General features: G+C 72.6%; 17 protein-coding genes. 6 read left to right on the top strand and 11 right to left on the bottom strand.

Translation table 11 applies throughout. The features are described 5' to 3' along the window. Positions 1 to 24 precede the first annotated feature (24 nt). Positions 25 to 1,248, bottom strand: coding sequence for a threonine ammonia-lyase (gene ilvA / locus NBH00_RS10385; RefSeq protein ID WP_254573265.1), 1,224 nt, complete (start codon positions 1,246 to 1,248; stop codon positions 25 to 27). Positions 1,249 to 1,261: 13 nt separating this feature from the next. After that, on the bottom strand, positions 1,262 to 1,657 hold the full coding sequence (locus NBH00_RS10380; protein ID WP_254573264.1) for a Rid family detoxifying hydrolase: 396 nt from the start codon (positions 1,655 to 1,657) through the stop codon (positions 1,262 to 1,264). 59 nt (positions 1,658 to 1,716) lie between these two features. On the opposite strand from NBH00_RS10380, the gene NBH00_RS10375 reads away from it, so the two are divergent. Together NBH00_RS10375 and NBH00_RS10370 are read left to right on the top strand one after the other, a co-directional pair. Next, positions 1,717 to 3,645, top strand: a complete 1,929-nt coding sequence (locus tag NBH00_RS10375; protein WP_254573263.1) for an alpha/beta fold hydrolase — start codon at positions 1,717 to 1,719, stop codon at positions 3,643 to 3,645. 21 nt (positions 3,646 to 3,666) lie between these two features. After that, complete coding sequence (locus tag NBH00_RS10370; protein WP_254573262.1) at positions 3,667 to 5,691, top strand: thioredoxin domain-containing protein; 2,025 nt, start codon at positions 3,667 to 3,669, stop codon at positions 5,689 to 5,691. Positions 5,692 to 5,705: 14 nt separating this feature from the next. Here the strand turns inward: NBH00_RS10370 and NBH00_RS10365 are convergent, their stop codons facing one another. Next, positions 5,706 to 6,452, bottom strand: a complete 747-nt coding sequence (locus NBH00_RS10365) for an RNA polymerase sigma factor (RefSeq protein ID WP_254573261.1) — start codon at positions 6,450 to 6,452, stop codon at positions 5,706 to 5,708. A gap of 77 nt (positions 6,453 to 6,529) precedes the next feature. Then, positions 6,530 to 7,612, bottom strand: a complete 1,083-nt coding sequence (locus NBH00_RS10360) for an alpha-glutamyl/putrescinyl thymine pyrophosphorylase clade 3 protein (RefSeq protein ID WP_254573260.1) — start codon at positions 7,610 to 7,612, stop codon at positions 6,530 to 6,532. 109 nt (positions 7,613 to 7,721) lie between these two features. On the opposite strand from NBH00_RS10360, the gene NBH00_RS10355 reads away from it, so the two are divergent. Further along, entirely contained in the window at positions 7,722 to 8,807 is a 1,086-nt protein-coding gene (locus NBH00_RS10355; RefSeq protein WP_254569016.1) for an IS630 family transposase, read from the top strand. A gap of 1 nt (position 8,808) precedes the next feature. On the opposite strand, the gene NBH00_RS10350 is transcribed toward NBH00_RS10355, so the two are convergent. Both NBH00_RS10350 and NBH00_RS10345 read right to left on the bottom strand, forming a co-directional pair. Next, positions 8,809 to 9,765 carry a hypothetical protein gene (locus NBH00_RS10350; RefSeq protein WP_254573259.1) on the bottom strand — a complete coding sequence of 319 codons (957 nt, stop codon included), beginning with the start codon at positions 9,763 to 9,765 and terminating at the stop codon, positions 8,809 to 8,811. A 126-nt stretch (positions 9,766 to 9,891) separates the two neighbouring features. After that, positions 9,892 to 10,518: a TetR/AcrR family transcriptional regulator gene (locus tag NBH00_RS10345; RefSeq protein WP_254573258.1), complete on the bottom strand. Its 627-nt coding sequence runs from the start codon at positions 10,516 to 10,518 to the stop codon at positions 9,892 to 9,894. 118 nt (positions 10,519 to 10,636) lie between these two features. On the opposite strand from NBH00_RS10345, the gene NBH00_RS10340 reads away from it, so the two are divergent. Beyond that, positions 10,637 to 13,093, top strand: a complete 2,457-nt coding sequence (locus NBH00_RS10340; RefSeq protein ID WP_254573257.1) for a penicillin acylase family protein — start codon at positions 10,637 to 10,639, stop codon at positions 13,091 to 13,093. Here NBH00_RS10340 and NBH00_RS10335 read toward each other — a convergent pair. Together NBH00_RS10335 and NBH00_RS10330 are read right to left on the bottom strand one after the other, a co-directional pair. Next, positions 13,071 to 14,042, bottom strand: a complete 972-nt coding sequence (locus tag NBH00_RS10335; RefSeq protein ID WP_254573256.1) for a TerC family protein — start codon at positions 14,040 to 14,042, stop codon at positions 13,071 to 13,073. The genes NBH00_RS10340 and NBH00_RS10335 overlap by 23 nt on opposite strands. A gap of 60 nt (positions 14,043 to 14,102) precedes the next feature. Continuing rightward, the gene (locus NBH00_RS10330; RefSeq protein ID WP_254573255.1) at positions 14,103 to 14,714 is read right to left on the bottom strand and encodes an ATP-dependent Clp protease proteolytic subunit; all 612 of its coding nucleotides are present in this window, start codon (positions 14,712 to 14,714) and stop codon (positions 14,103 to 14,105) included. A gap of 90 nt (positions 14,715 to 14,804) precedes the next feature. Here NBH00_RS10330 and NBH00_RS10325 point away from each other — a divergent pair, with 90 nt between their 5' ends. Together NBH00_RS10325 and NBH00_RS10320 are read left to right on the top strand one after the other, a co-directional pair. After that, positions 14,805 to 15,200 (top strand): SRPBCC domain-containing protein, encoded by a 396-nt coding sequence (locus NBH00_RS10325; protein ID WP_254573254.1) that lies wholly within the window; start codon positions 14,805 to 14,807, stop codon positions 15,198 to 15,200. Continuing rightward, the gene (locus tag NBH00_RS10320; RefSeq protein WP_254573253.1) at positions 15,200 to 15,520 is read left to right on the top strand and encodes an ArsR/SmtB family transcription factor; all 321 of its coding nucleotides are present in this window, start codon (positions 15,200 to 15,202) and stop codon (positions 15,518 to 15,520) included. The genes NBH00_RS10325 and NBH00_RS10320 overlap by 1 nt, the downstream gene beginning before the upstream one ends. A gap of 65 nt (positions 15,521 to 15,585) precedes the next feature. Here NBH00_RS10320 and NBH00_RS10315 read toward each other — a convergent pair whose 3' ends face one another. The 3 genes from NBH00_RS10315 to ku all read right to left on the bottom strand — a co-directional run bounded on the left by NBH00_RS10315 (position 15,586) and on the right by ku (position 22,681). Next, entirely contained in the window at positions 15,586 to 17,118 is a 1,533-nt protein-coding gene (locus tag NBH00_RS10315; RefSeq protein WP_254573252.1) for a glutamate synthase subunit beta, read from the bottom strand. Continuing rightward, positions 17,118 to 21,641, bottom strand: coding sequence for a glutamate synthase large subunit (gltB, locus tag NBH00_RS10310; RefSeq protein ID WP_254573251.1), 4,524 nt, complete (start codon positions 21,639 to 21,641; stop codon positions 17,118 to 17,120). Before gltB ends, NBH00_RS10315 begins: the two co-directional genes overlap by 1 nt. Positions 21,642 to 21,748: 107 nt before the next feature. After that, complete coding sequence (gene ku / locus NBH00_RS10305) at positions 21,749 to 22,681, bottom strand: non-homologous end joining protein Ku (RefSeq protein WP_254573250.1); 933 nt, start codon at positions 22,679 to 22,681, stop codon at positions 21,749 to 21,751. Between the last annotated feature and the right edge of the window lie 6 nt (positions 22,682 to 22,687).

The raw sequence follows: 22,687 nt of genomic DNA, 5'->3' as shown, positions 1-22,687 counted from the left end.
GTCCTTATCGTCTGGGGCGGCGCGTCAGACGACGATCCGCGCGGCGTAGCCCGCGTCGGCGACGGCGGTGGTGACCGCCTGCGCGTGGTCGCGCCCGCGTGTCTGGAGCACGAGCTGGACGGCCGTCTCGCGGAAGTGGAGCCCCACCCCCTCGCGCAGGTGCTCGACGTCCACGAGGTTTGCCCCGCTGTTCGCGACGATCTCCAGGAGCTGCGCGAGTGAGCCCGGACGGTCCGGCACGCGGGTGAAGAGCACGAGGCGGCGGCCGGCCTCCGTCTCGTGGCGCCGCGCGACCTCGGCCAGGAGGCCCGGGTCGACGTTGCCGCCCGAGAGGACGATGCACGTGGTCCCGCCGCCGGGCGCCGCGGGCACCCGGCCGCCGAGCAGCGCGGCGGCGCCGACCGCTCCGGCGCCCTCGACGACGAGCTTCGCCTTCTCGGCGAGCAGGACGATCGCCTCGGCGACCTCGTCCTCCCCCACGACGACGATCTCGTCGACCCAGCGGGCGATGAGCGGCAGCGTGAGCTCCCCCGGGCGCTTGACCGCGATGCCGTCCGCGATCGTCAGCGCGGCGTCGACCGCGGTCGGGACCCCGGCTGCGAGCGAGCCGGGGAAGGCCGCGCAGCGCTCGGCCTGGACGCCGATCACGCGGATCCCCGGCCGCGCCGTCTTCAGGGCGATCGCGATGCCCGACGCGAGTCCGCCGCCACCGACCGGGACGACGACGGTCGCGAGGTCGGGCACGTCCTCGAGCAGCTCGAGGCCGAGCGTCCCCTGTCCGGCGACGACGGCGGGGTCGTCGAACGGATGGACGAAGACCATCCCGGCCTCGGCGGCGCGCTCCCGGGCGGCGGCGACGCACTCGTCGACCGACGCCCCCTCGAGCCGGACGGTGGCCCCGAGCTCGGCGGCGCCCTCCGCCTTCGCGATCGGCGCGAGCGCGGGCATGAAGACCTCGCACGGGACGCCGCGCTCCCGTGCCGCGAACGCGAGCGCCTGGGCGTGGTTGCCGGCGCTGCCGCAGACGACCCCGGCGGCGGCCGCATCACCCACCTGCGCGAGCTTGTTCAACGCACCGCGGACCTTGAACGAGCCGGTGCGCTGAAGGCTCTCCGCCTTGAGGACGACGGCGGCCCCCAGGCGGTCCGAGAGCGTCGTCGACGGCACGACCGGCGTCGGTCGCACGACGTCGCGAATCGCCTCGCGGGCCCGGAGGATGTCCTCGGCGGTGACGTCGGCGGGCGTCACCGGGGTCACCCGCTCAGCCCGCGGGGAGGGCGACCACGGCGTCGATCTCGACGTCCGTGCCGAGCGGCAGGGCGGCCACCCCGATCGCAACCCGGGCGGGCGGATCGTTCGGGAAGTACGCGCCGTAGGCCTCGTTGATCGCGGCGAACTGCCCCATGTCGGTCGTGTAGACCGTGAGCCGGACCGCGTCGGCGAGCTGCGCGCCGGCGGCGCCGCACACCGCGGCGAGGTTGTCGAGGCAGCGCCGGGTGCGGTCGCCGATGGTCCCGCCCACGAGCTCGCCGGTCTCGGGATCCAGCGGCACCTGGCCTGAGCAGAACAGCAGCCCGTCGCTGACGACGCCGTGGCTGTAGGGCCCGACGGCGCCGGGGGCGCCGAGCGCGGTGACGGTGTGACGGTGAGCTGACATGGTGCGCAGGCTATCGCCGCTGCGCCGTTCCCCGCCCGTGTGCGGGTACCGTCAGCGACATGCGCCTGCCCCACCGTCTCGCCGCCGTGCTCGCCGGCGCCACCCTCGCGCTCGCGGCAGCCGGGGCCGGCCCGGCCCGGGCCGCGCTGCCCTGGGTGCCCTGCAACCCGACCGGCCTGCAGTGCACGTCGCTCGCGGTGCCCCTCGACCGCGCCGGCACGACGCCCGGCACGATCATGCTCTCCGCCCGCCGCGCCCCCGCTCCGTCCGGGGCCGCCACGACCGCCGTCGTCGCCCTCGCCGGCGGCCCCGGCCAGGCCGCGCAGCCGATCGCGACCGGCTTCCGGAAGGTCCTCGCGCCGCTCCTCGGCTCGCGCGACCTGCTCGTCTTCGACCAGCGGGGCACCGGGCAGTCCAACCCGCTCACGTGTGCGGCCTTCCGCGTGAGCCAGCCCTCGCTCGTCACCGCCACCCGCCAGTGCTCGGCCCAGCTCGGCGCGGCGCGGGCGTTCTTCACGACGGCGCAGTCGGTCGAGGACATCGAGGCGCTCCGGATCGCGGGCGGCTACAGCAAGCTCATCATCTACGGCGTCTCCTACGGCACGAAGGTGGCGCTCGCGTACGCCGCGGCCCACCCGGCCGCGACCGAAGGGCTCATCCTCGACTCGGTCGTCACCCCGGGGGGTCCCGACGCCCTCCGCCGGTCGACGCTCGCCGCCGTCCCCCGCGTCCTCGGCCGGGACCTCTGCGGCGCCGGGGCGTGCACCGGCATCACCCGTGACGTCGTGGCCGACGTGAAGAAGGTCGCCGCGAGGATCGCCGTGCACCCGTACCGCGGGCCCGTCATCAGCGGCAGTGGCCGCCGGTACACCGCACGGCTCTCGGCGGAGGGACTGCTCGGCATCCTCATCGCCGGTGACCTCGACCCGACGCTCCGCGCGGAGCTCCCGGGCTCCCTCCGGGCCGCCCTCACGGGCGACACGCGGCCCCTCCTGCGCCTGAGCGCCCGGAGCGCCGGCCTCGAGAACGCCGCCCACTTCCAGCAGGCCGAGGCGGACAGCGAGGCCCTCTTCTTCGACACCGTCTGCGAGGAGAACACGACGCTGCCGTGGACCCGCGGCGCCTCGATCGACCAGCGCGCCCGCGAGGCCGAGGCGGCCGTCAAGGGGGCGCCGGCCGCGCTCTTCGGCGTCTTCCCGCGCAGCGTGGCCCTCGGCGGCATCCCGACCCTGTGCCTCGGCTGGTCGGTCGCGAGCCCGCCTCCCGCAGCGCCCGGCCCGCTGCCCGACGTCCCGACTCTGCTGCTCGACGGGCAGAGCGACCTGCGGACCCCGATCGAGGACGCCCAGGCGGTCGCGGCCCGCTTCCCGCGAGCTCAGCTCATCACCGTCCCGCACAGCGGCCACTCGGTCCTCGGCACCGAGCCCGCCGGCTGCGGCGCGGCCGCCGTCGCCGCATTCGCCGCCGGCATCCCGGCCGCCGCGTGCCCCGCCGTGCCGAACCCCTACGGCCCCACGCCACGGCCGCCCGCGTCGCTCGCCACCGTGAAGATCGCGCGCGGCTTCTCCCCGAAGATCGGCCGCACCCTCAACGCCGTCGTCGCGACCCTCACCGACGCCCGGCGCCAGGTCATCGGCGCCGCGCTCGGCAGCGGCCGCGTCCCGAGCGCCGTCGGCGGGCTGCGCAGCGGGTCGGTCCGCGTGAAGGGCAGCGTCCTCACCCTGCGCCGCTACGAATACGTCCCCGGCGTGAAGCTCAGCGGCACCTACCGGCTCGGCGGCACCGCCCGCGTCTCGGTCACGGGTTCCGCGGCGGCGCACGGGACGCTGACGCTGACGAAGGCCGGGCGCGCCACCGGTCGCCTCGGCGGCCGCCGCATCCTCGCCGGGGCCGCGCGCTCCCTCCGCCTCGTCCCGGCGCGTGACGCGAACGAGCCGACCCTCGCGCAGGCGGTCGCCCGCGGCCGCCTCGCCCGCGCCGGCGCGTGAGCGCGGACTAGGCTGGCCCCCATGGCCAACGCGCTCGCGCACGAGACCTCGCCGTACCTGCAACAGCACGCCGGGAACCCGGTGGACTGGCTCCCGTGGGGGCCCGAGGCCCTCGGCCGCGCCGCCGCCGAGGACAAGCCGCTGCTCGTCTCGATCGGCTACTCGGCCTGCCACTGGTGCCACGTCATGGAGCGCGAGTCCTTCGAGGACCCCGCGACCGCGGCGGTCATGAACGCGCACTTCGTCTGCGTGAAGGTCGACCGCGAGGAGCGCCCCGACGTCGACGCCATCGCGATGGAGTACGTCCAGGGCGCCACCGGACACGGCGGCTGGCCGCTGAACGTCTTCCTCACCCCGGGCCAGGTCCCGTTCCACGGCGGGACGTACTTCCCGCCCGAGGAGCGGCAGGGCATGCCGTCCTGGGTCCAGGTGCTGGAGGCGGTCGCCGAGGCCTGGTCGACGCAGGCCGACGAGATCCGGGCGGGCGGCGACCGCCTCGCCGAGCGCCTGTCCGGCGGGGCGCGACTCCGGTCCTCCGGCCACGCCTTCGACCCCGCGGCGCTCGACGATGCCACGGCCGCCCTGCGACCGCTCTACGACGCGGTGAACGGCGGCTGGGGCCCGGCGCCGAAGTTCCCCGCCGCGCCGACGATCGAGTACCTCCTGCGCCGCGGCGAGACCGGGCCCGCGGTGCACACGCTCAAGTGCATGGCCGGGGGCGGGATCAACGACCAGGTCGGCGGCGGCTTCGCCCGCTACAGCGTCGACGCGACGTGGACGGTCCCGCACTTCGAGAAGATGCTCTACGACAACGCGCTCCTCGCCCGCGCCTACCTCCACGCCTGGCAGGCCACCGGCGACGCGGACCTGCGCCGCGTGTGCGAGGAGACGCTCGACTGGGCGCTGCGCGAGATGCGCGCGTCGGACGGCGGCTTCTTCAGCGCGCTCGACGCCGACAGCGAGGGCGTCGAGGGCCGGTTCTACGTGTGGACGGTCGCGGAGCTCCGCGAGGTCCTGGGCCCGGACGCCGACGAGGGCATCCGCTGGCTCGGCGCGACCGACGGGGGCAACTTCACCGACCCGCACCACCCACCGGCGCCGGGCGATCCCGGCCTCAACGTGCTCGAGGACCGTGGCCCGCGTCCCGACGACGAAACCCGCGCGCGCATTCGCGCCGCGCTCCACGAGCGCCGGGCGCAGCGCGTCCGGCCCGGCCTCGACGACAAGCGCCTCACCGCGTGGAACGCGCTGATGATCAGCGCGCTCGCCGACGCCGGCGCGGTCCTCGGCCGCCCCGACTACCGCGAGGCCGCCCGCGCCACCGCGATGTTCGTCCTCGACACCCTGCGGACCCCGGAGGGCCGTCTCCTGCGGACCTACAACCAGGGGACGGCGAAGCTCGCCGCGTACCTCGAGGACCACGCCTTCCTGCTCGAGGCCTTCATCACCCTCCACGAGGCGACCTTCGAGGCCCGCTGGCTCCACGAGGCGATCGCCCTCGGCGTGACACTCCTCGCCCGCTTCCAGGACGCCGAGCACGGGGGCTTCTTCTCCACCGCCGACGACCACGAGCAGCTCCTCGCCCGTCGCAAGGACCTCGAGGACCAGCCGATCCCAGCGGGTGGCTCGGCGGCCGCGTTCGGCCTCCTGCGCCTCGGCGCCCTCACCGGCGACCACCGCTTCGTCGCCGCCGCCGAGGGCCAGCTCGCGCTGCTCCAGGACATCGCGCCGCGCTACCCGGGCGCCTTCGGCCACCTGCTCCAGGCGCTGGAATTCCACTCCCGCCCCACTCTCGAGGTCGCGATCGTCGGCCCGGAGGCCGACCGCGCCCCGCTCGTCGCGGCGGTTCGCCACGGGCTGCGCGGCGACATCGTCCTCTCCGGGGGAGATGGCGTCGAGGACCACGGGGTGCCGCTGCTCGCAGGCCGCGGACTCGTCGGCGGCCGGGCGGCCGCATACGTCTGCCGCGGCTTCGCCTGCGAGCGACCGGTGACCGAGCCGGAGGAGCTCACGGCCCTCCTCGGCGCACCCCACGGCTCCGCCTGAGCGGACGGCGCCGATCACGCCGCCGCGGCGTCTGACGCCCCCGGACCCACGACCGGCGCCCCGGCCGGCGCGCCGTCCTCGTGCAGCCGCCGGACCGACACCCGGCAGGCCGGACAGCCCCGGAGATGGCGCCGGGCACCGGTGACGTCACGCGCGGACGCCGACCCCGCGAGCAGCGCCCCGAACAGCGGGCGCCAGCGCCCGCACTCCTCCCCCGCATCGATCGCCGCCAGCCGCGCCTGCAGCCGGCGCCGGCCCTCGGTGAGCGCTCGGTTGACCTTCGTGAACGTCCAGCCCGAGACCGCCGCGATCTCCGCGTAGCTGTGGCCGTCCGCGCGCAGCATGAGCGCGTGGAGCTCGTCGGCCTTCAGCGCGTGGAGCGCCTCCCCGGTGTGGGCGAGCGCCTCCCGCCGGAGCACCTGCTCCTCGGGGGACGGCAGGTGCCGAGCCTCCTCGTCGACCGGCCCCCCCGCGGGCGCCCCGACGAGCCGCAGGCGCTGCTTGCGCACCGCCGCCGCCTCGTTGACGACGACGCGGAAGAGCCAGCTGTGGGCACTCGACGCCTCCAGGCGCCGCGCATTGACGAGGAAGATCTCCACGCCGCGCTGGTAGGCGTCGGCGGCGTCGTCCTCGCAGAGCGACCCGCGCCGGGCGAGCCGCAGCAGCGTGTCGGCGTGGCGCTGCAGGACCGTCACGACGAGCACATCCGCCTCGGCCGCCGTCCGCCTGGCCGTGCCGTCCGTCGCACCCCGCTGCTCCATCCCGTTCCCCGCTTCCGCTGTCTCGACGTCCCTTGCTGGGCTCTACAGGGCGGGGGCCCGGAATGTGTCTCACCGGCTCAGTCGTCCACGTCTGCGGACCTGCCGTCGTCCGCCTCGGCCTCGGCTTCGGCCTCGTCCTCCTCCGCCACCCCGAGCACCCGCTCGACCCGTCCGCGCACGTCCGCGTCCTCCTCGGCGGCCGAGCCCGCGGTGATGCGCTCGCCCTCGGGCCGGCCCCAGTTCACGAGCGCGAGGTCGAGCGCCGCCGGCGCCACCTCGGCCGCGGTCACGAGCGCCCCGGCCCGCCGCTGGAGGTTGATCGCGTCGCCGATGCCGAAGATCCGCTTCGCCGCCAGCAACGCCGGGTCCATCGGCTCGGCCGCGGCGAGCAGGAGCGACGAGGGCTCGATGTCGAGGAGCCCGAGACCGCCGGCGAGAAGCAGGAACTCGTACCGTGCGACCCGCGGGAAGCGCGGCAGCGCGAGCTGCTCGAAGGCCCGGTCGAACCGCCGGGACGGCGTCGCCGCCTCCGCGGAGAGCATCGCCACCTGGCCGCCGGCGCGCTCGGCCCGTGCCCGGTAGGCCGCGAGCGTGTCACCGGCGCGGCGCGCGTCGTACGCGGTCCGCGGACCCGTCGGCACGCCGTCGAGGACCGGCAGCTCACCGCCCGCCCACGGCGTGCGGGCGCCCGCGATCGCCGCGAACGGGTCCCCGGGCTCCTCGACCGGCGACAGGTACGCGACGAGGAACAGCGTCCAGAGGGCCTCCTCGGCGTCTTGCATCGCGGCGACCTCGCCGAGCAGACCGGGCGGGTCCTCGCGCAGCTCGGCGAGCCGCGCCGTCGTGAACGCGAGCTCCGCCGCCAGCCGCCGGGCGTCGCCCGACGCCTTGATGCCGGGGACGAGCTCGTGCTCGTAGCCGTCCTCGACGGAGCGCTGCATCCGGCGGACCTTGAGGTCGCCGTGGCGCGGCGTGCGGCGCTTCGACGGACCCGAGCCCGGCGAGGACCCGGACGACGTCCTCTTCGGCGGTCCCGCCGCCCGGTTCTTCGCGAGCCGGGCCGCGGCCTGGCCCGTCACGGTGCCCGGCTTCACCCGCGGCTTGCGCGAGCAGATCGGGCAGTTCTCCTCGAGGCGGCCGTGGCGGCAGAACGTGGGCACGGCCCTGCAGTCTAGGCGGCGCGCCCCGGCGGCCCCCCGGCCGCCGGCGCACACCGCCGCCTAGTGTCCTGATTGATTAGTTCTGTTGCAGCGGGGGCATGGATACTTCATGCCTATCGCTGCCGCCCGTGAGATCGTGTTGACCGACCAGGAGCGCGCCGTTCTGGAGGGCTTCGCGCGGCGCCGCAAGAGCGCCCGGGGGTTGGCGCAGCGCTCACAGATCGTGTTGGAGGCGGCGGCCGGGCGGACGAACACGGAGATCGCGCAGCGGTTGCGTGTGAGCCGGCCGACGGTCACGCGGTGGCGCAACAGGTTTGTCGAGCGGCGCGTGGACGGGCTGCTGGATGAGCCGCGTCCGGGGCGCCCGCGGACGATCACCGATGAGGATGTGGAGGCGGTGGTGGTCAAGACTTTGGAGTCCACGCCCAAGGACGCCACGCACTGGTCGACGCGGTCGATGGCCAAGGAGGCCGGCCTGACGCAGAACGCGGTCCTGCGGATCTGGCACGCGTACGGGTTGCAGCCGCACCGCCAGGAGAAGTGGAAGCTGTCCAAGGATCCGTTGTTCGTCGACAAGGTCCACGACGTCGTCGGCCTCTACCTCAACCCGCCCGAAAGAGCTGTCGTGCTGTGCGTTGATGAGAAGTCCCAGATCCAGGCACTGGACCGCACCGCCCCGATCCTGCCGATGCGCCCCGGGACCCCTGAGCGCGTGACCCACGACTACAAGCGCTTCGGGACCTCAAGCCTCTACGCCGCGCTGGACGTGAGAAGCGGGCAGGTCATCAGCGCACTGCACCAGCGCCACCGCGCCGTCGAGTTCAAGAAGTTCCTTCAGCGCATCGACAAGGCCGTCCCGGCCGACCTGGACGTGCACCTGGTCCTCGACAACAGCAGCACGCACAAGACCCCGGCAATCCAGCGCTGGCTCAAAGCGCACCCCCGGTTCGTGCTGCACTTCACCCCGACCAGCAGCAGCTGGATCAACCTCGTCGAGCGCTGGTTTGCCGAGCTGACCCGCAAGCTGCTGCAGCGCTCAGCTCATCGCTCAGTTCGCAAGCTGAACATGGACATCACCAACTGGGTCGCGACCTGGAACGAGGACCCCAAACCGTTCACCTGGACCAAGAGCAGCGACGAGATCCTCGAATCCATCGCCATCCGCTGCAACGAAACTAACCGATCAGAACACTAGCTCACTTCTTGCACTTGATCGACTTGCGCGCCTTGACGATCGCGTAGCCCGGGCGCTCGGTGACGCCGTCGGCCGCGACGAGGCCGGAGTCGAAGTTCAGGCCCACGTTCTCGGGGGTCCCGTTGAACGAGTAGATGTACACGCGGGTGATCTGCTTGTACTCACGCGCGATGTAGAACATGCAGCCGAGAGCCTTCGCCGCGAGCGGCGCGCCGGCCGCGACGGTGCGCCCGCCGAGGGTCACCTGGCCGCCCGTCTCGGTGAGCCAGATCTGGCCCTTGCCGATGGTCTTGAGGAGCTTCTTCGTCCGCTGGACCTTGTCGCTGTAGCGGTTCGTGTCGGAGTAGTTGTGCAGGCCCCAGATGGCGCTCGACGACGGCTTGGCCGCCTTCTTGAAGCCCTTGACGTAGGCGATGGCGCTCGTCGGGCTCTTGCCGTCGAGGAAGTCGAGGACGACGATCTTCTTGTGGGTCCAGACCTTCTTGCCCGCCTTGTAGATCTGGGCGGCGACCTTCGGGTTCTTGCAGATCTTCGTCGGCTGGCCCTCGGTGCGGCCGTGCTTCTGGCAGACGTTGACCTCGTTCCACGGCGAGATGTCCGAGACGTACGAGTTGTAGGCGGCCTTCACGGCCTTCATCTGCTTCGTGTACTCCGAGATCGACGGCATCTTCGCCTCCTTGCCCGAGGTCCGCGAGTGCTCGAAGGAGAGGAGGATCTTCTGGTGGTCGGCCTTGGCCGCCTTGAGCCAGGCGTCCATGCGGCCGAGCTGATCGGCGTTCGTCATGACGTCGTACGGCGCGATGTAACGGGCGACCTTGAGGTGCAGGGCCTTGTACTTCGGGTTCGTGAAGGTCACGGCCTGCTGGTCGGAGATGCCGAAGGTCAGCTTGCCCTGGGCGGTGGCGGCGAACGCCAGACCGGAAACGACGACGAGGCACAACAAAGCGAGACGGCGCATGGAGGCGGGTTCCCCTGGGTAGACGAGTTTGGAGGTGGGGCGGCGGATTCGGGCGTCCGCGTTCGCGGGAACACCCTAGTGCGCACCGAGTCGCGGTGACGCGGCTTTCCTGCCTGTGTCGGCAGCTCAGCGCTGGCGCTCGATCCCGCCCAGGAAGAGATCTGACACGAACCGGACGGCGCCGTCGACGTCGACGGGGTCGCGCTCGAGCATGAGGATCGCGATCTCGAACCCGGCGCCGACCATCGAGCGGGACATGTACTCCACGTCGTGGTCGGGGACGACGCCCGCGGCGATGCCCGCCCGCAGGTCCTCCTCGAGGTCGACGGCGCCGGCCCCGACGGCCGGCTCCTCGTACAGCGCGCGGATCGTGCCCGCGTTGCGCCGGAGCAGCTCGAACATGAGCGGGTCCGCCTCGAGGAACTCGAAATAGGCCCTGAACCCGGATTCGATGAAGCTCTCGAGGTCCGTCGCCGCGCGGCGCGCCTCGCGCACGAGGGCCCGGACCTCGACCGCGACGTCCTCGACGAGGGCACGGAGGACCGACTCCTTGTCGGGGAAGTAGTTGTAGAAGGTGCCGCTCGCGAGGTCCGTCCGTCGTACGATGTCGCGGACGGTCGCCGCGCCGTAGCCGAGCTCGCCGAAGACGACGAGCGCCGCCTCGAGGATCGCCGCCCGGTTGGCCGCCTTCGTCAGCTCGCGCTTGCCGGAGGGGACGCCGTCGGGGGCGGGGTCACGGACCTCTGTGCTCACCCCGCGAGCCTACGAGAAAAATGACGCATGCGTCAAGTTCTTGCCAAGGCGACATCGGACAACGTCGCCCGCGAACCTGCGCCATCCGTGCTTCCGCGGAGCAGCGTACGGTCGGCGGATGTCCCCCCTGCGACTGGTCATCGCCACCCTGACCGCCACCTGCCTCTGCGCGGCCCCCGCGCTCGCCGCCGCGCCCGCGGACTACGCCGGCACCGCCCGCAACATCATCCCCTCCGGCCAGTACGGCACCTTCCCCGTGCCGGCGGGCGCCGACGAGCAGGCGAAGATGTACGACGCCCTCACCCCGCTCGGCGCGAACGTCACCGACGCCGCCCTGCAGACGGACTTCAAGTCCGCGCTGTTCGGCACCGACGGGCAGTGCCCGTGCACGACCGAGGCCGTTCCGCGGCGCGGCCTGACGATCGTCCGCGACCGCTTCGACGTCCCCCACATCACGGGCACGACGAAGGACGACGTGACGTGGGGCGCGGGCTGGGTCCTCGAGGAGGACCGCGGCCTGCTGCTCGCCCAGGGCCGGTACCCCGCCCGGTTCGCCGCGCTCGACGCGCCGGGGATCAACGCCTTCAAGCTCGTCACCGGCCTGAAGACCGTCACCGTGACGAAGCAGGCCGACGCGATCATCGACCGCGAGCAGACGGCCGCGCTCCGCGGCGCGGGCGCCGAGGGCCGCGCGCTCCTGCACGACATCGACGTCTACATCCAGGGCATCAACGCCCGCCTGAGGGCGGAGAAGTCGACGCAGAAGCCCTTCACGCGCGTGGACGTCTACGCGGTCAACGCGCTCGCGGGCCAGATCTTCGGCCAGGGCGGCGGCGACGAGGCGCGGCGCGCGATGCTGCTTTCGGGGCTGCAGAAGCGCCTCGGCGCGAGGAAGGGCAAGCAGGTCTTCGACGACCTCTCCGAGCGCGACGACCGGGACACCCCCGTCACGATCGCGCGGCGCTTCCCGTACGAGGCGGTGCCGACCCGCGCGGCGACCGGGAACGTCGCCCTCGACGACACCCGGATCAGCGCGGCGACGACCCGCGGCCTGCGCGTCGCCGCGGCGCGCAGCGAGCGCCACTCGTCGAACTTCCTGATGGTCTCCGCGAAGCGCTCGCTGACCGGGCATCCGCTCTTCGTGGCGGGCCCGCAGATCGGCTACTACTACCCGGGGCTGACGCTCGAGATGGACCTCCACGGCCCCGGCATCGACGCCCGCGGCGCGGCGATCCCCGGGGGCCCGGGCAACATCCTCATCGGGCGCGGCGCGGACTTCGCCTGGTCGCTCACCTCCGCCGGCTCCGACACGAACGACGTCTTCGCGGAGACCCTCTGCGGCGGATCCTCGACGCGCTACCGCTACCGGGGCCGCTGCCGGACGATGGGCCGGGTCGACGCCGGCACGATCGTCGGACAGGGCAAGGTCGCCTTCCGTACCACGGTGCACGGCCCGGTGCTCGGGTACGCCAAGAGCCACGGCCGCAAGGTCGCGCTGAGCTTCGACCGCGCGAGCCGCGGCCGCGACGTCCTCTGGGAGCTCATGTTCAGCCGGTTCTCCTCCGGCCGCGTCAAGGACCCGAAGAGCTTCTTCGCCGCCGCGGCGACCTCCCCGTTCACCTTCAACGTCGCCTACGCCGACGACCGCCACATCGCCACGTACTCCGCCGGCCGCCTGCCGATCCGCGACCCGCGCGTCGACCCGCGCCTGCCGACGAACGGCACCGGCCCGTACGACTGGAAGGGCTTCCTCCCCGCCGCGAAGCACGCCCAGGCCCTCGACCCCGCCGACGGCGCGCTCGTGAACTGGAACAACAAGCCGGCGCCGGGGTTCGGCCCGTCCGACAGCGAGTGGGGCTACGGCTCGGTCCATCGCGTCCAGCTCCTGAAGGCGGGCATCGCCCGGCGGGCGAAGCACGACCTCGCGTCGGTGACGGGGGCGATGAACGCCGCGGCGACCACCGACCTGCGGGCGGCCGGCACGACGCTCGACGCCATCGACCGGGTGCTCGCGTCCGGCCCGGCGCCGTCCCCGCGTGACCAGCAGGTCCTCGGGCTGCTCATGGCGTGGCGGGCGGCCGGGTCCTCCCGGCTGGACACCGACCTCGACGGGAAGATGGACGCCGGCGGCGCGCCCGCCGTGCTCGACGCGCTCTACCCGCGGGTCGCGGACGCCGTCCTCTCGCCCGTCCTCGGATCGCAGCTCGGCGCGCTGTCGGACATCGCGGGGCTCACGAACTCGACGAGGAGCGGCTTCACGGGCGGACGCCTGGCCTTCGTGGACAAGGATCTGCGACAGCTGCTCGGCGACCCGCTGCGCACGCGGTACCGGACCCGCTTCTGCGGCAAGGGCGTCCTCGCCGCCTGCCGCGCGGCGCTGTGGGCGGCGGTGCACGCCGCGGCCGACGAGGTCGCCACCGCCCAGGGCACCGGCGACCCCGCCGCGTGGACGTCGGATGCGACGGCCGAGCGCATCACGTTCGCGCCGGGGCTGCTCCCGACGACGATCCGCTACACGAACCGCCCCAGCGGCATCCAGCAGGTCATGACGTTCACCGGTCACCGCCCGCGCTGACGGGCTCGGGCTCGGGGACGGCGGCGCGCACGGGCGTGCCCGCCGTCCCCTCTCCATGCGCGTCGCCCGGCCCCGGCCCCGGCCCGTCACCCGGCGCCCGCAGCGACGCGAGGACGGACGCGGCGAGCGCCGTCACGATGACGAGGAGCGAGACCGCGACCGGGATGTGGACGAGGTCCTCGACGAGCATCTTGGCCCCGATGAACACGAGGATGAAGGCGAGGCCGGTCTTCAGGTGCTCGAAGCGGTCGGCCGCGCCCTCGAGCAGCGCGTAGAGCGCCCGCATGCCGAGGAGGGCGAAGGCGTTGGCGCTGAAGACGACGAACGTGTCGGTCGTCACGCCGAAGATCGCCGGGATCGAGTCGACGGCGAAGATGACGTCGGCGGCCGCGATCGCGACGATGACCGCCGTCGCCGCCGAGGCCCCCGGGGCCACGCGCCGGAGCAACCGCACCCCGGGGTTGCGATCGGGGTCGATCGCGTCCTCGTCGTGCCGGTGCAGCGCCATGCGCACGCCGGTGTAGAGGAGGATCGCGCCGAAGAGGTAGAGGACGACGTGGAGCGTCTCGACGAGCTCGGCGCCGACGACGATGAAGACGCCGCGCAGCACGAGCGCGATGACGATGCCGAGCGTCAGCAGGCGCTGACGGTCGGCGGGCGCGACGCCCATCCCGGCGAAGATGAGCGCGAAGACGAAGAGGTTGTCGAGGGAGAGCGAGCGCTCGAGGAGGTAGCCGGTGAGGAACTCGCCGCCGGGGCCGGAGCCGTGGTCGATCCACACGTAGGCGCCGAAGCCGAGGGCGAGCACGAGCCAGCCCGCGCTCCACCACACCGCCCGGCGCATCGAGGGGCGTTCGTGATCCCCCGGTTCGAAGAGCTTGAAGTCGACGACGAAGGCGACGGCGACGAGTGCGCCGAGCGCGAGCCAGAGGGTGAGCGTGGCGTCCATTTCCTAAGAGTGTTCTTACTCATGCTGAACGCCCGCTCAAACCGGGCCCCGGCGCCGCGCTCAGCCGAGGCCGGCGCGGGTCAGGACGTGGTCACGCGTGCTGATGACCTTGTCCGCCAGCCCGTAGCCCACCGCGTCCTCGGCGGTGAAGAAGCGGTCGCGCTCCATGTCGGCGTGGATCCGCGCCTGGGACTGCCCGGTGCTCTGCGCGTAGATCTCCTCGAGCCGCTCGCGGAGCGCGAGCGCCTCCTTCGCATGGATGCCGATGTCGGTCGACTGCCCCTGGAACCCGCCGCTCGGCTGGTGGATGAGGATCCGGCTGTTCGGCAGGACGAGCCGCTTGCCCGGCGTGCCGCCGGCGAGGATGAGCGACCCGCCGCTCATCGCGATCCCGCAGCAGATCGTCTTCACGTCGCAGCGGATGTAGTTCATCGCGTCGAGCATGGCGAGCGCCGCGTAGGCCCCGCCGCCGGGCGTGTTGATGTAGAGCGAGATCTCCTTGGCGGGGTCGTCGGCCTCCAGGTGCAGGAGCTGGGCGACGACGAGGTTCGCGACGTCGTCGTCGATCGGGCTGCCGAGGAAGACGACGCGGTCGTTCAGCAGGCGCGAGTAGATGTCGAACGAGCGCTCGCCGCGCGCGGACTGCTCGACGACCATGGGGATGAGGGGCATGGGATTCGACCTCCGGGCCGGTGACGTGAATACGGGCGCAAAACGCAACTATCGGGTTGCGCATCGGAGCACACGCTAGCATCCGCAACCATGGAGTTGCACGAAGAGATCGTCCGCCGTGACGTCCCCCTCGCCGTCGACCGCGAGACCGCGTGGCCCGCGCTCGCCGATCCCGCCCGGCTGGAGGAGTGGTTCGCCCGCGACGTCGACGTCGACATCGAGCCCGGCGCCGAGGGCACCGTCACCGATCACGACGGCGCCGTGCGCGACGTCGTCGTCGAGGAGGTCGTCCCCGAGCGCCGCGTCGCCCTGCGCTGGCGGACCGGCGACGAGCCGGAGACGATCGTCGAGCTCACCCTGGAGGACGACGGCGCCGGCGCCTGCCGCCTCGTCGTCGTCGAGGTCTCCGCTGCGCTCGTGCGCGCCGTCAGCACCCGGCTCGTCGCCGCGGGGGGCGCCCACGGCCCGGCGCTCGTGGCGGCCTGATGGACGACGCCCGCGCGGGCGCGGTCTTCCACGCGCTCAGCGACCCCACCCGCCGGCAGGTCGTCCAGGCCCTCGCGCAGCACGGCTCGCTGTCGGCCTCCGCGATCGCCGCCGACCTGCCGATCAGCCGCCAGGCCGTCGCGAAGCACCTCGCGATCCTCAGCGAGGCGGGCCTCGCGACATCCACCCCCGCGGGCCGCGAGCGCCGCTACGACCTCACGCCCGCGCCGATGACCGACGCGGTCGCCTGGATCACCCGCACCGGCGCCGCGTGGGACGACCGCCTCGCGCGGCTGCAGCAGTCCCTCAACCGCCCCTGAGCGCCGAAACCCGTTTTTCGCCCGACTGGGGGTCGAAAAACGGGTCTCGGCTCCGGGGGCGGCGGTTACAGGCCGGGGCTGGCGACCTGCGGCGGGCCCTCGGGGCCCTCGTCCGCGTCGCCGCCGCCCACGAGGACGGGCTCGGCCGGCGCGCCGCCCGGGAGCGTCGCGAGGTAGCGGTCGACCATGCGAGCCGCCTGACGGCCCTCGTTGATCGCCCACACGATGAGCGACTGGCCGCGGCGGCAGTCGCCGGCGGCGAAGACGCCCGGCTGGGTCGTCTCGTACGTGCCGGCCTTGATGTTGCCGCGGGGGTCCTTGCCGAGACCGAACTGGTCGATGAGCTGCGGCTCCGGGTGGAGGAAGCCCATCGCGAGCAGGACGAGGTCCGCCTTCAGCGTGCCCTCGGTGCCCTCGACCGGCCCGAAGGGCGGCGCCGGGGCGGCCTGCGCGTAGTGGAGCTCCTGGACCTGCCCGTCCGCACCGGTGAGGTGGGTCGTCACGACCGAGTAGTCCTGCTCGGCCTTGTGCGTGGCCAGGCCCTCCTCCATCGCGTAGGAGAGGCGGTACTTCTGCGGCCACAGCGGCCACGGCGTGCGGTCGTCCGGGCGGTGCTCCGGCGGGTGCGGGAGCAGCTCGAGCTGCGCGACGGAGAGCGCGCCCTCGCGGAGCGAGTTGCCGACGCAGTCCGCGCCGGTGTCGCCGCCGCCGATGACGACGACGTGCTTGCCCTTGGCGGTGATCTCGCCGGTGGCGGGCAGGCCCTCGCCGCCGTCGGCCTCGGCCGCCGCGACCGCGCGGTTGCGGACGTAGAGGTAGTCCATCGCCGGGTGGATGCCCGCGAGCTCACGCCCGGGGACCTCGAGCTCACGGGGGACCCGCGAGCCGGTCGTCAGGACGACCGCGTCGAACTCGGCCTGCAGCTCGTCGGCGGTGACGTCGACGCCGACGTCCACGCCCGTGCGGATCTCGATGCCCTCGGCGCGGAGCTGGTCCACGCGGCGCTCGATGACGTGCTTCTCGATCTTGAAGTCCGGGACGCCGAAGCGCATGAGGCCGCCGACCGCCTCGTCGCGCTCGAAGAGGACGACCTTGTGGCCGGCACGACGCAGCTGCTGCGCGGCGGCGAGGCCGGCGGGACCGCCGCCGACGATGGCGACCCGGCGGCCCGTCTCGACCTTGGGCGGCTGCGGGACGACCCAGCCGTTCTCCCACGCGGTGTTGATGATCGAGTTCTCGATCTGCTTGATCGTCACCGCGTCGCCCTCGCGGATCTCCAGCACGCACGAGGCCTCGCACGGGGCGGGGCACAGGCGGCCGGTGAACTCGGGGAAGTTGTTCGTCGCGTGCAGCTGCCGGATGGCGTCCTCCCAGCGGCCCCGGTAGACGAGGTCGTTCCAGTCCGGGATGAGGTTGCCGAGCGGGCAGCCGTTGTGGCAGAACGGGACGCCGCAGTCCATGCAGCGCGCCCCCTGGTCGCGCAGCGCGTCGACCGGCTTGGGGACGAGGAACTCCCGGTAGTCGGCGAGGCGCTCCGTCGCGTCCCGGTAGGACACGTTCGAGCGCTCGATCTTCAGGAACCCACCGAGCTCGCCCATCAGGCGGTCACCTCCTCTTCCGCCGCCAGTTCGGTCAGCACGCGCTTGTAGTCCGTCGGGAAGACCTTCACGAACTTCTCGCGCAGGTCGTCGAAGCCGGCGAGGACGCGCTCGGCGACCAGCGAGCCGGTCCGCTCGCCGTGCTCGGCGACGAGCGCGCGCACGAGCTCGGCGTCCTCGTCGGTGAGCTCCTCGAGCTGGTCGAGCATCGCCGGGTTGATCCGGGTACGGAACGTGTCGTCCTCGTCGAGGACGAAGGCCAGGCCGCCGCTCATGCCCGCCGCGAAGTTGCGGCCGGTCATGCCGAGCACGACGACGGTGCCGCCGGTCATGTACTCGCAGCCGTGGTCACCGACGCCCTCGACGACCGCGGAGGCCCCCGAGTTGCGCACGGCGAACCGCTCGCCCGCGAGGCCGCGGAAGAACGCCTTGCCCTTCGTCGCCCCGAACAGCACGGTGTTGCCGACGATGACGTTCTCCTCGGCCTTGTACGTGATCCCGTCGGGCGGGGTCACCGCGATCGTGCCGCCGGACAGGCCCTTGCCGGTGTAGTCGTTCGCGTCGCCGTGCAGCTCGAACACGACGCCCGGCGCGAGCCAGCCGCCGAAGGACTGGCCGGCCGAGCCCTTGAGCGTCACGGTGACGCTGCCCTCCGGCAGGCCCTCCGCGCCGCGGAGCTCCGCGATCTTCGACGAGAGCATGCCCCCGACGCAGCGGTTGACGTTGCGGACGGACGCCTCGATCCGGACGGGCTCGCCGCCCTCGATCGTGGGCATCGCCTGCGCGATGAGCTCGTGGTCGAGCGCGTCGGCGAGGACCGCCGGCGGCGGCCCGAGGCGGTGGCGGGCGACGCCGGGGTCGACGTCGGCCGGGAAGGCGAGCAGCCCGCTGAGGTCGATGCCCTTGGCCTTCCAATGGTCGATCGCCGGGTCCGCGTGGAGCAGCTCGGTGCGGCCGATGAGCTGGTCGAACGTCCGGACGCCGAGCGACGCCATGATCTGACGCACCTCTTCCGCGATGAAGAAGAAGTAGTTGACGACGTGCTCGGGCTTGCCCTGGAACCGCTTGCGCAGCACCGGGTCCTGCGTCGCGATGCCGACCGGGCAGGTGTTCAGGTGGCAGGCGCGCATCATGATGCAGCCCGTCGCGACGAGCGGGGCGGTGCTGAAGCCGAACTCGTCGGCCCCGAGCAGGGCGCCGATGACGACGTCGCGGCCGGTCTTCAGCTGCCCGTCGGTCTGCACGACGATCCGGTTGCGCAGGTTGTTCTTCAGCAGCGTCTGCTGGGTCTCGGCGAGGCCGATCTCCCACGGGACGCCCGCGTTGTAGATCGAGCTCACCGGCGAGGCACCGGTGCCGCCGTCGTGGCCGGCGATGACGACGTGGTCGGCGTTCGCCTTCGCGACGCCGGTCGCGACCGTGCCGACCCCGACCTCCGCGACGAGCTTCACCGAGACCTGCGCCTTCGGGTTCGCGCAGCGCAGGTCGTAGATGAGCTGCTTGAGGTCCTCGATCGAGTAGATGTCGTGGTGCGGCGGCGGCGAGATGAGGCCGACGCCGGGCGTCGTGTGCCGGACCGAGCCGATGTACTTGTCGACCTTGTGGCCGGGCAGCTGGCCGCCCTCGCCGGGCTTCGCGCCCTGCGCCATCTTGATCTGCAGCTGGTCGGCGTTGACGAGGTAGTGCGCCGTGACGCCGAAGCGGCCGGAGGCCACCTGCTTGATCGACGAGCGGCGGGAGTCACCGTTCGCGTCGGGCGTGAAGCGGCGCGGGTCCTCCCCGCCCTCGCCCGTGTTCGAGCGGCCGCCGAGGCGGTTCATGGCGATCGCGAGCGTCTCGTGCGCCTCGGTGGAGATCGAGCCGAGCGACATCGCACCGGTGGCGAACCGCTTGACGATGTCCGCGGCCGGCTCGACCTCGGAGATGTCGACCGGGATGACGCCCTCGGTCTTGAAGTCGAGCAGCCCGCGCAGCGTCGCGCGGCGCGCGGCGTCCTCGTTCACGAGACGGGCGAACTCGTCGTACTTCTCCTGCGCGTTGGGGCGGGTGGGGTCGGGTACCCGCACCGCGTGCTGGATGAGCGCGATGGTCTCGGGGTTCCACTGGTGGTGCTCGCCGTCGCGGCGCCAGGCGAAGACGCCGCCGACGGGCAGCAGGTCCGAAGGGCCCTGCTGCGGGTAGCCGGTGGCGTGACGCTGCAGCGTCTCCTCCGCGATGACGCGGATGTCGATGCCGCCGATGCGCGACGCCGTCCCCGTGAAGTGGCGGTCGATGACGGACTTGTCGAGGCCGACGGCCTCGAAGATCTGCGCGCCGCAGTAGGACTGCACCGTGGAGATCCCCATCTTGGAGATCGTCTTCAGCAGGCCCTTGCCGATGCCCTTGACGATGTTCTTCTCGGCCGTCGCGACGTCGTCGACGCCGCGGACGCGGCCCTCGGCGACGAGCTGCTCGACCGTCTCGAACATGAGGTACGGGTTGATCGCGCTCGCGCCGAAGCCGATGAGCGTCGCGAAGTGGTGCACCTCGCGCGGTTCCCCGGACTCGACCACGAGGCCGGTCTGCAGGCGGTTGCCCTCGCGGACGAGGTGGTTGTGGATCGCGGACGTCGCGAGCAGCGACGGGATCGCCGCCCGGTCGGGACCGAGGTTCCGGTCCGAGAGGATGACGATGTTGTAGCCCGCGCGGACGGCGTCGTACGCCTCGTCGCAGGCGTTCGCGAGCCGCGCCTGCATGCCCTCGGGGCCCTCGGCGACCGGCCAGGTGAGGTCGACCGTGTGGGCCTTGAAGCCCGGGTGGTCGACCTGGCGGAGCGTCTCGAGCTCGTGGTTGCGGAGGATCGGCTGGTCCATCGCGAGCTGGCGCGCGTGCTCGGGCGCCTCGTCGAGGAGGTTGCCCTCGGCGCCGACGCCGGTCGCGAGCGACATGACGACGGCCTCGCGGATCGGGTCGATCGGCGGGTTCGTCACCTGCGCGAAGAGCTGCTTGAAGTAGCCGAAGAGCGGCGGACGCTTGTCCGACAGCACGGCGAGCGCGTTGTCGTTGCCCATCGAGCCGAGCGGCTCCTCGCCGGCGGCGGCCATCGGCGCGAGCGTGACGCGGAGGTCCTCCTGCGAGTAGCCGAAGGCGAGCTGACGGGTCTCCAGCGGCTCGGTCCGGGGGACGAGCGGCTCCTTCACCGGCAGGTCGTCGAAGTGGACGACGTGGTCGGCGAACCACTTGCCGTACGGCTTGGCGGTCGAGACCTGCTCCTTGACCTCCTCGTCCTCGACGATGCGGCCCTGCTCGAGGTCGATGAGGAAGAGCTTGCCGGGCGCGAGGCGACCGAGGCGCTTGACCTGATCGGCCGGGATGCCGAGCATGCCGGCCTCGGAGCCGAGGATGACGTGGCCGTCATCGGTGAGCACCCAGCGGCCGGGTCGCAGCCCGTTGCGGTCGAGCGTCGCGCCGACGACGCGGCCGTCGGTGAAGCAGACGGCGGCGGGGCCGTCCCACGGCTCCATGAAGCAGGAGTGGAAGGCGTAGAAGCCCTTCAGGTGCTGCGGGAGGTCGTCGCGGCCTGCGTACGCCTCGGGGATCATCATCATCACCGCGTGCGGGAGCGACCGCCCGGCGAGCATGAGCAGCTCGAGGACGTTGTCGAACGAGGCGGTGTCCGACCCGCCGGGCCGGATGATCGGGATGACCTTCTGCAGGTCGCCCCCGAAGAGCTCGCTGGCGAGCTGGGACTCGCGGGCGCGCATCCAGTTGGAGTTGCCCATGAGCGTGTTGATCTCGCCGTTGTGGGCGATGACGCGGAACGGGTGCGCGAGGTCCCACGACGGGAACGTGTTCGTCGAGAAACGCGAGTGGACGAGGGCGACGGCGCTCTTGAAGCGCTCGTCGACGAGGTCCGGGAAGAAGCCGCGCATCTGCGTCGCGATGAGCATGCCCTTGTAGACGACGGTCCGCGAGGAGCACGAGGACGCGTAGAAGTCGGGGCCGGCCGCGAGCTCGACGATGCGGCGGATGACGTAGAGCTTGCGCTCGAAGGCGTCCTGGTCGTCGCGGTGGCCGGGGCCGGCCTCGATGAAGAGCTGCTTCACGTACGGGCGCGAGAGGTTCGCCGTGTCGCCGACCTCGGCCGGGTCGACGGGGACGTCACGCCAGCCGAGGACGCCCTGCCCCTCGACCCGCACGTTCAGCTCGATGAGCCGCTCGACCTGCAGGCGCAGGTCGTCGTCCATCGGCAGGAAGCACATGCAGACGCCGTAGCGGCCCGGCTCGGGCAGCTCGAAGTCGACGACCGAGCGGAAGAACTCGTGCGGGATCTGCGTGAGGATCCCGGCACCGTCACCGGTCCGGACGTCCGCCCCCTCGGCCCCGCGGTGCTCGAGGTTGTCCAGCGCCGTCAGCGCCTTTTCGACGACGTCGTGCGTCGGGACGTTGTCGAGCTTGGCGACCATGGCGACGCCGCAGGCGTCGTGCTCGTGGCGCGGGTCGTAGAGGCCATCGGCCCCGGGGCGGAGAAGTCGTTCAGTCATATAGGGCGTTCGGCGAGGGGGGAAAGCGCGCCGTGGCGCGGAAGGGCGAGCCCACGATGTTATCGCAGCTTTAGCCTTGCGCCGACGCCCGGAAGCCGGGCCCGCTTCTAGTCCTTCCTGGCGGGGGTCCTCTTCGCCTTCGCCGCGGCGGGCTTCCGCGAACCGCCGGGCGTCTTCTTCTCCGTGCTCGCCGTCGTGCGCCGTCGTGGCTTGGCGGCGGCCTTGGGCTTCGGGGCGGGCCCGTCGCCGGCGTCGCCGCCGCGGACCGCGTCGAGGGACGCCTTGAGCGCCGCCATGAGGTCGGGGGCCGGCGCCGCCTCGTCCGCCTCGGGCGTCTCGACCGTCACGACCTCGCCGTTCGCCTTGCGCTCGATGAGCTCGAGGATCTGGGCGCGGTACGTGTCGCGGTAGGCGTCGGGCTCGAACGGCTCGGAGAGGGACTCGACGAGCTGGCGCGCCATCGCGAGCTCGCGGTCGGTCGAGCTGACGTCCGACGCGTCGGGGATGTCGTCGAGCGTCGCCGGGTCAACGACCTCGTCGGGGAAGACCATCGTCGTCATCGCCATCACCGGGCCGATGGGGCGTAGCGCGACGAGCTGCTCCTTGGAGCGGATGACGACCGTGGCGACGGCGACCTTCCCGGTCTCGGCCATCGCGTCGACGAGCAGCCGGTAGGGCTTCGCGCCCCCGGGAGCGGGAGCGAGGTAGTACGCGTGGTCGAAGTGGATCGGGTCGATCTCGCCGAGGTCGACGAAGCGGTCGATGTCGATCGTCTTCGTCTTCTTCGGGTCGATCGCCTCGAGCTCGCCGGGCTCGATGACGACGTAGCGGTCGGTCGAGAGCTCGTAGCCCTTGACGACCCGCGCGAACGGCACCTCCTCGCCCGTCGCCGCGTTGACCCGCTTCATCTGGATCCGCTGGTGGTCGGCCCCGTCGAGCTGGTTGAACTTCACCGACTTGGACTGCACCGCCGCGTAGAGCTTCACGGGGATGCTGACAAGCCCGAAGGAGATGGCCCCGGTCCAGATCGCGCGTGCCATGGACGG

Origin of the sequence: Paraconexibacter antarcticus (genome assembly GCF_024220175.1) — a bacterium.
GTDB classification, from domain to species: Bacteria; Actinomycetota; Thermoleophilia; order Solirubrobacterales; family Solirubrobacteraceae; genus Paraconexibacter; species Paraconexibacter antarcticus.
This window is presented reverse-complemented; position numbering and strand designations above follow the sequence as displayed.

What these genes read in the sequence shown, in the direction of transcription:
- NBH00_RS10380 (WP_254573264.1), bottom strand. Translation starts at nt 1,657, where the DNA reads ATGTCAGCTCACCGTCACACCGTCACCGCGCTCGGCGCCCCCGGCGCC.
- NBH00_RS10375 (WP_254573263.1), top strand. Translation starts at nt 1,717, where the DNA reads ATGCGCCTGCCCCACCGTCTCGCCGCCGTGCTCGCCGGCGCCACCCTC.
- NBH00_RS10370 (WP_254573262.1), top strand. Translation starts at nt 3,667, where the DNA reads ATGGCCAACGCGCTCGCGCACGAGACCTCGCCGTACCTGCAACAGCAC.
- NBH00_RS10365 (WP_254573261.1), bottom strand. Translation starts at nt 6,452, where the DNA reads ATGGAGCAGCGGGGTGCGACGGACGGCACGGCCAGGCGGACGGCGGCC.
- NBH00_RS10355 (WP_254569016.1), top strand. Translation starts at nt 7,722, where the DNA reads ATGCCTATCGCTGCCGCCCGTGAGATCGTGTTGACCGACCAGGAGCGC.
- NBH00_RS10350 (WP_254573259.1), bottom strand. Translation starts at nt 9,765, where the DNA reads ATGCGCCGTCTCGCTTTGTTGTGCCTCGTCGTCGTTTCCGGTCTGGCG.
- NBH00_RS10340 (WP_254573257.1), top strand. Translation starts at nt 10,637, where the DNA reads ATGTCCCCCCTGCGACTGGTCATCGCCACCCTGACCGCCACCTGCCTC.
- NBH00_RS10335 (WP_254573256.1), bottom strand. Translation starts at nt 14,042, where the DNA reads ATGGACGCCACGCTCACCCTCTGGCTCGCGCTCGGCGCACTCGTCGCC.
- NBH00_RS10330 (WP_254573255.1), bottom strand. Translation starts at nt 14,714, where the DNA reads ATGCCCCTCATCCCCATGGTCGTCGAGCAGTCCGCGCGCGGCGAGCGC.
- NBH00_RS10325 (WP_254573254.1), top strand. Translation starts at nt 14,805, where the DNA reads ATGGAGTTGCACGAAGAGATCGTCCGCCGTGACGTCCCCCTCGCCGTC.
- NBH00_RS10320 (WP_254573253.1), top strand. Translation starts at nt 15,200, where the DNA reads ATGGACGACGCCCGCGCGGGCGCGGTCTTCCACGCGCTCAGCGACCCC.
- NBH00_RS10315 (WP_254573252.1), bottom strand. Translation starts at nt 17,118, where the DNA reads ATGGGCGAGCTCGGTGGGTTCCTGAAGATCGAGCGCTCGAACGTGTCC.
- gltB (WP_254573251.1), bottom strand. Translation starts at nt 21,641, where the DNA reads ATGACTGAACGACTTCTCCGCCCCGGGGCCGATGGCCTCTACGACCCG.
- ku (WP_254573250.1), bottom strand. Translation starts at nt 22,681, where the DNA reads ATGGCACGCGCGATCTGGACCGGGGCCATCTCCTTCGGGCTTGTCAGC.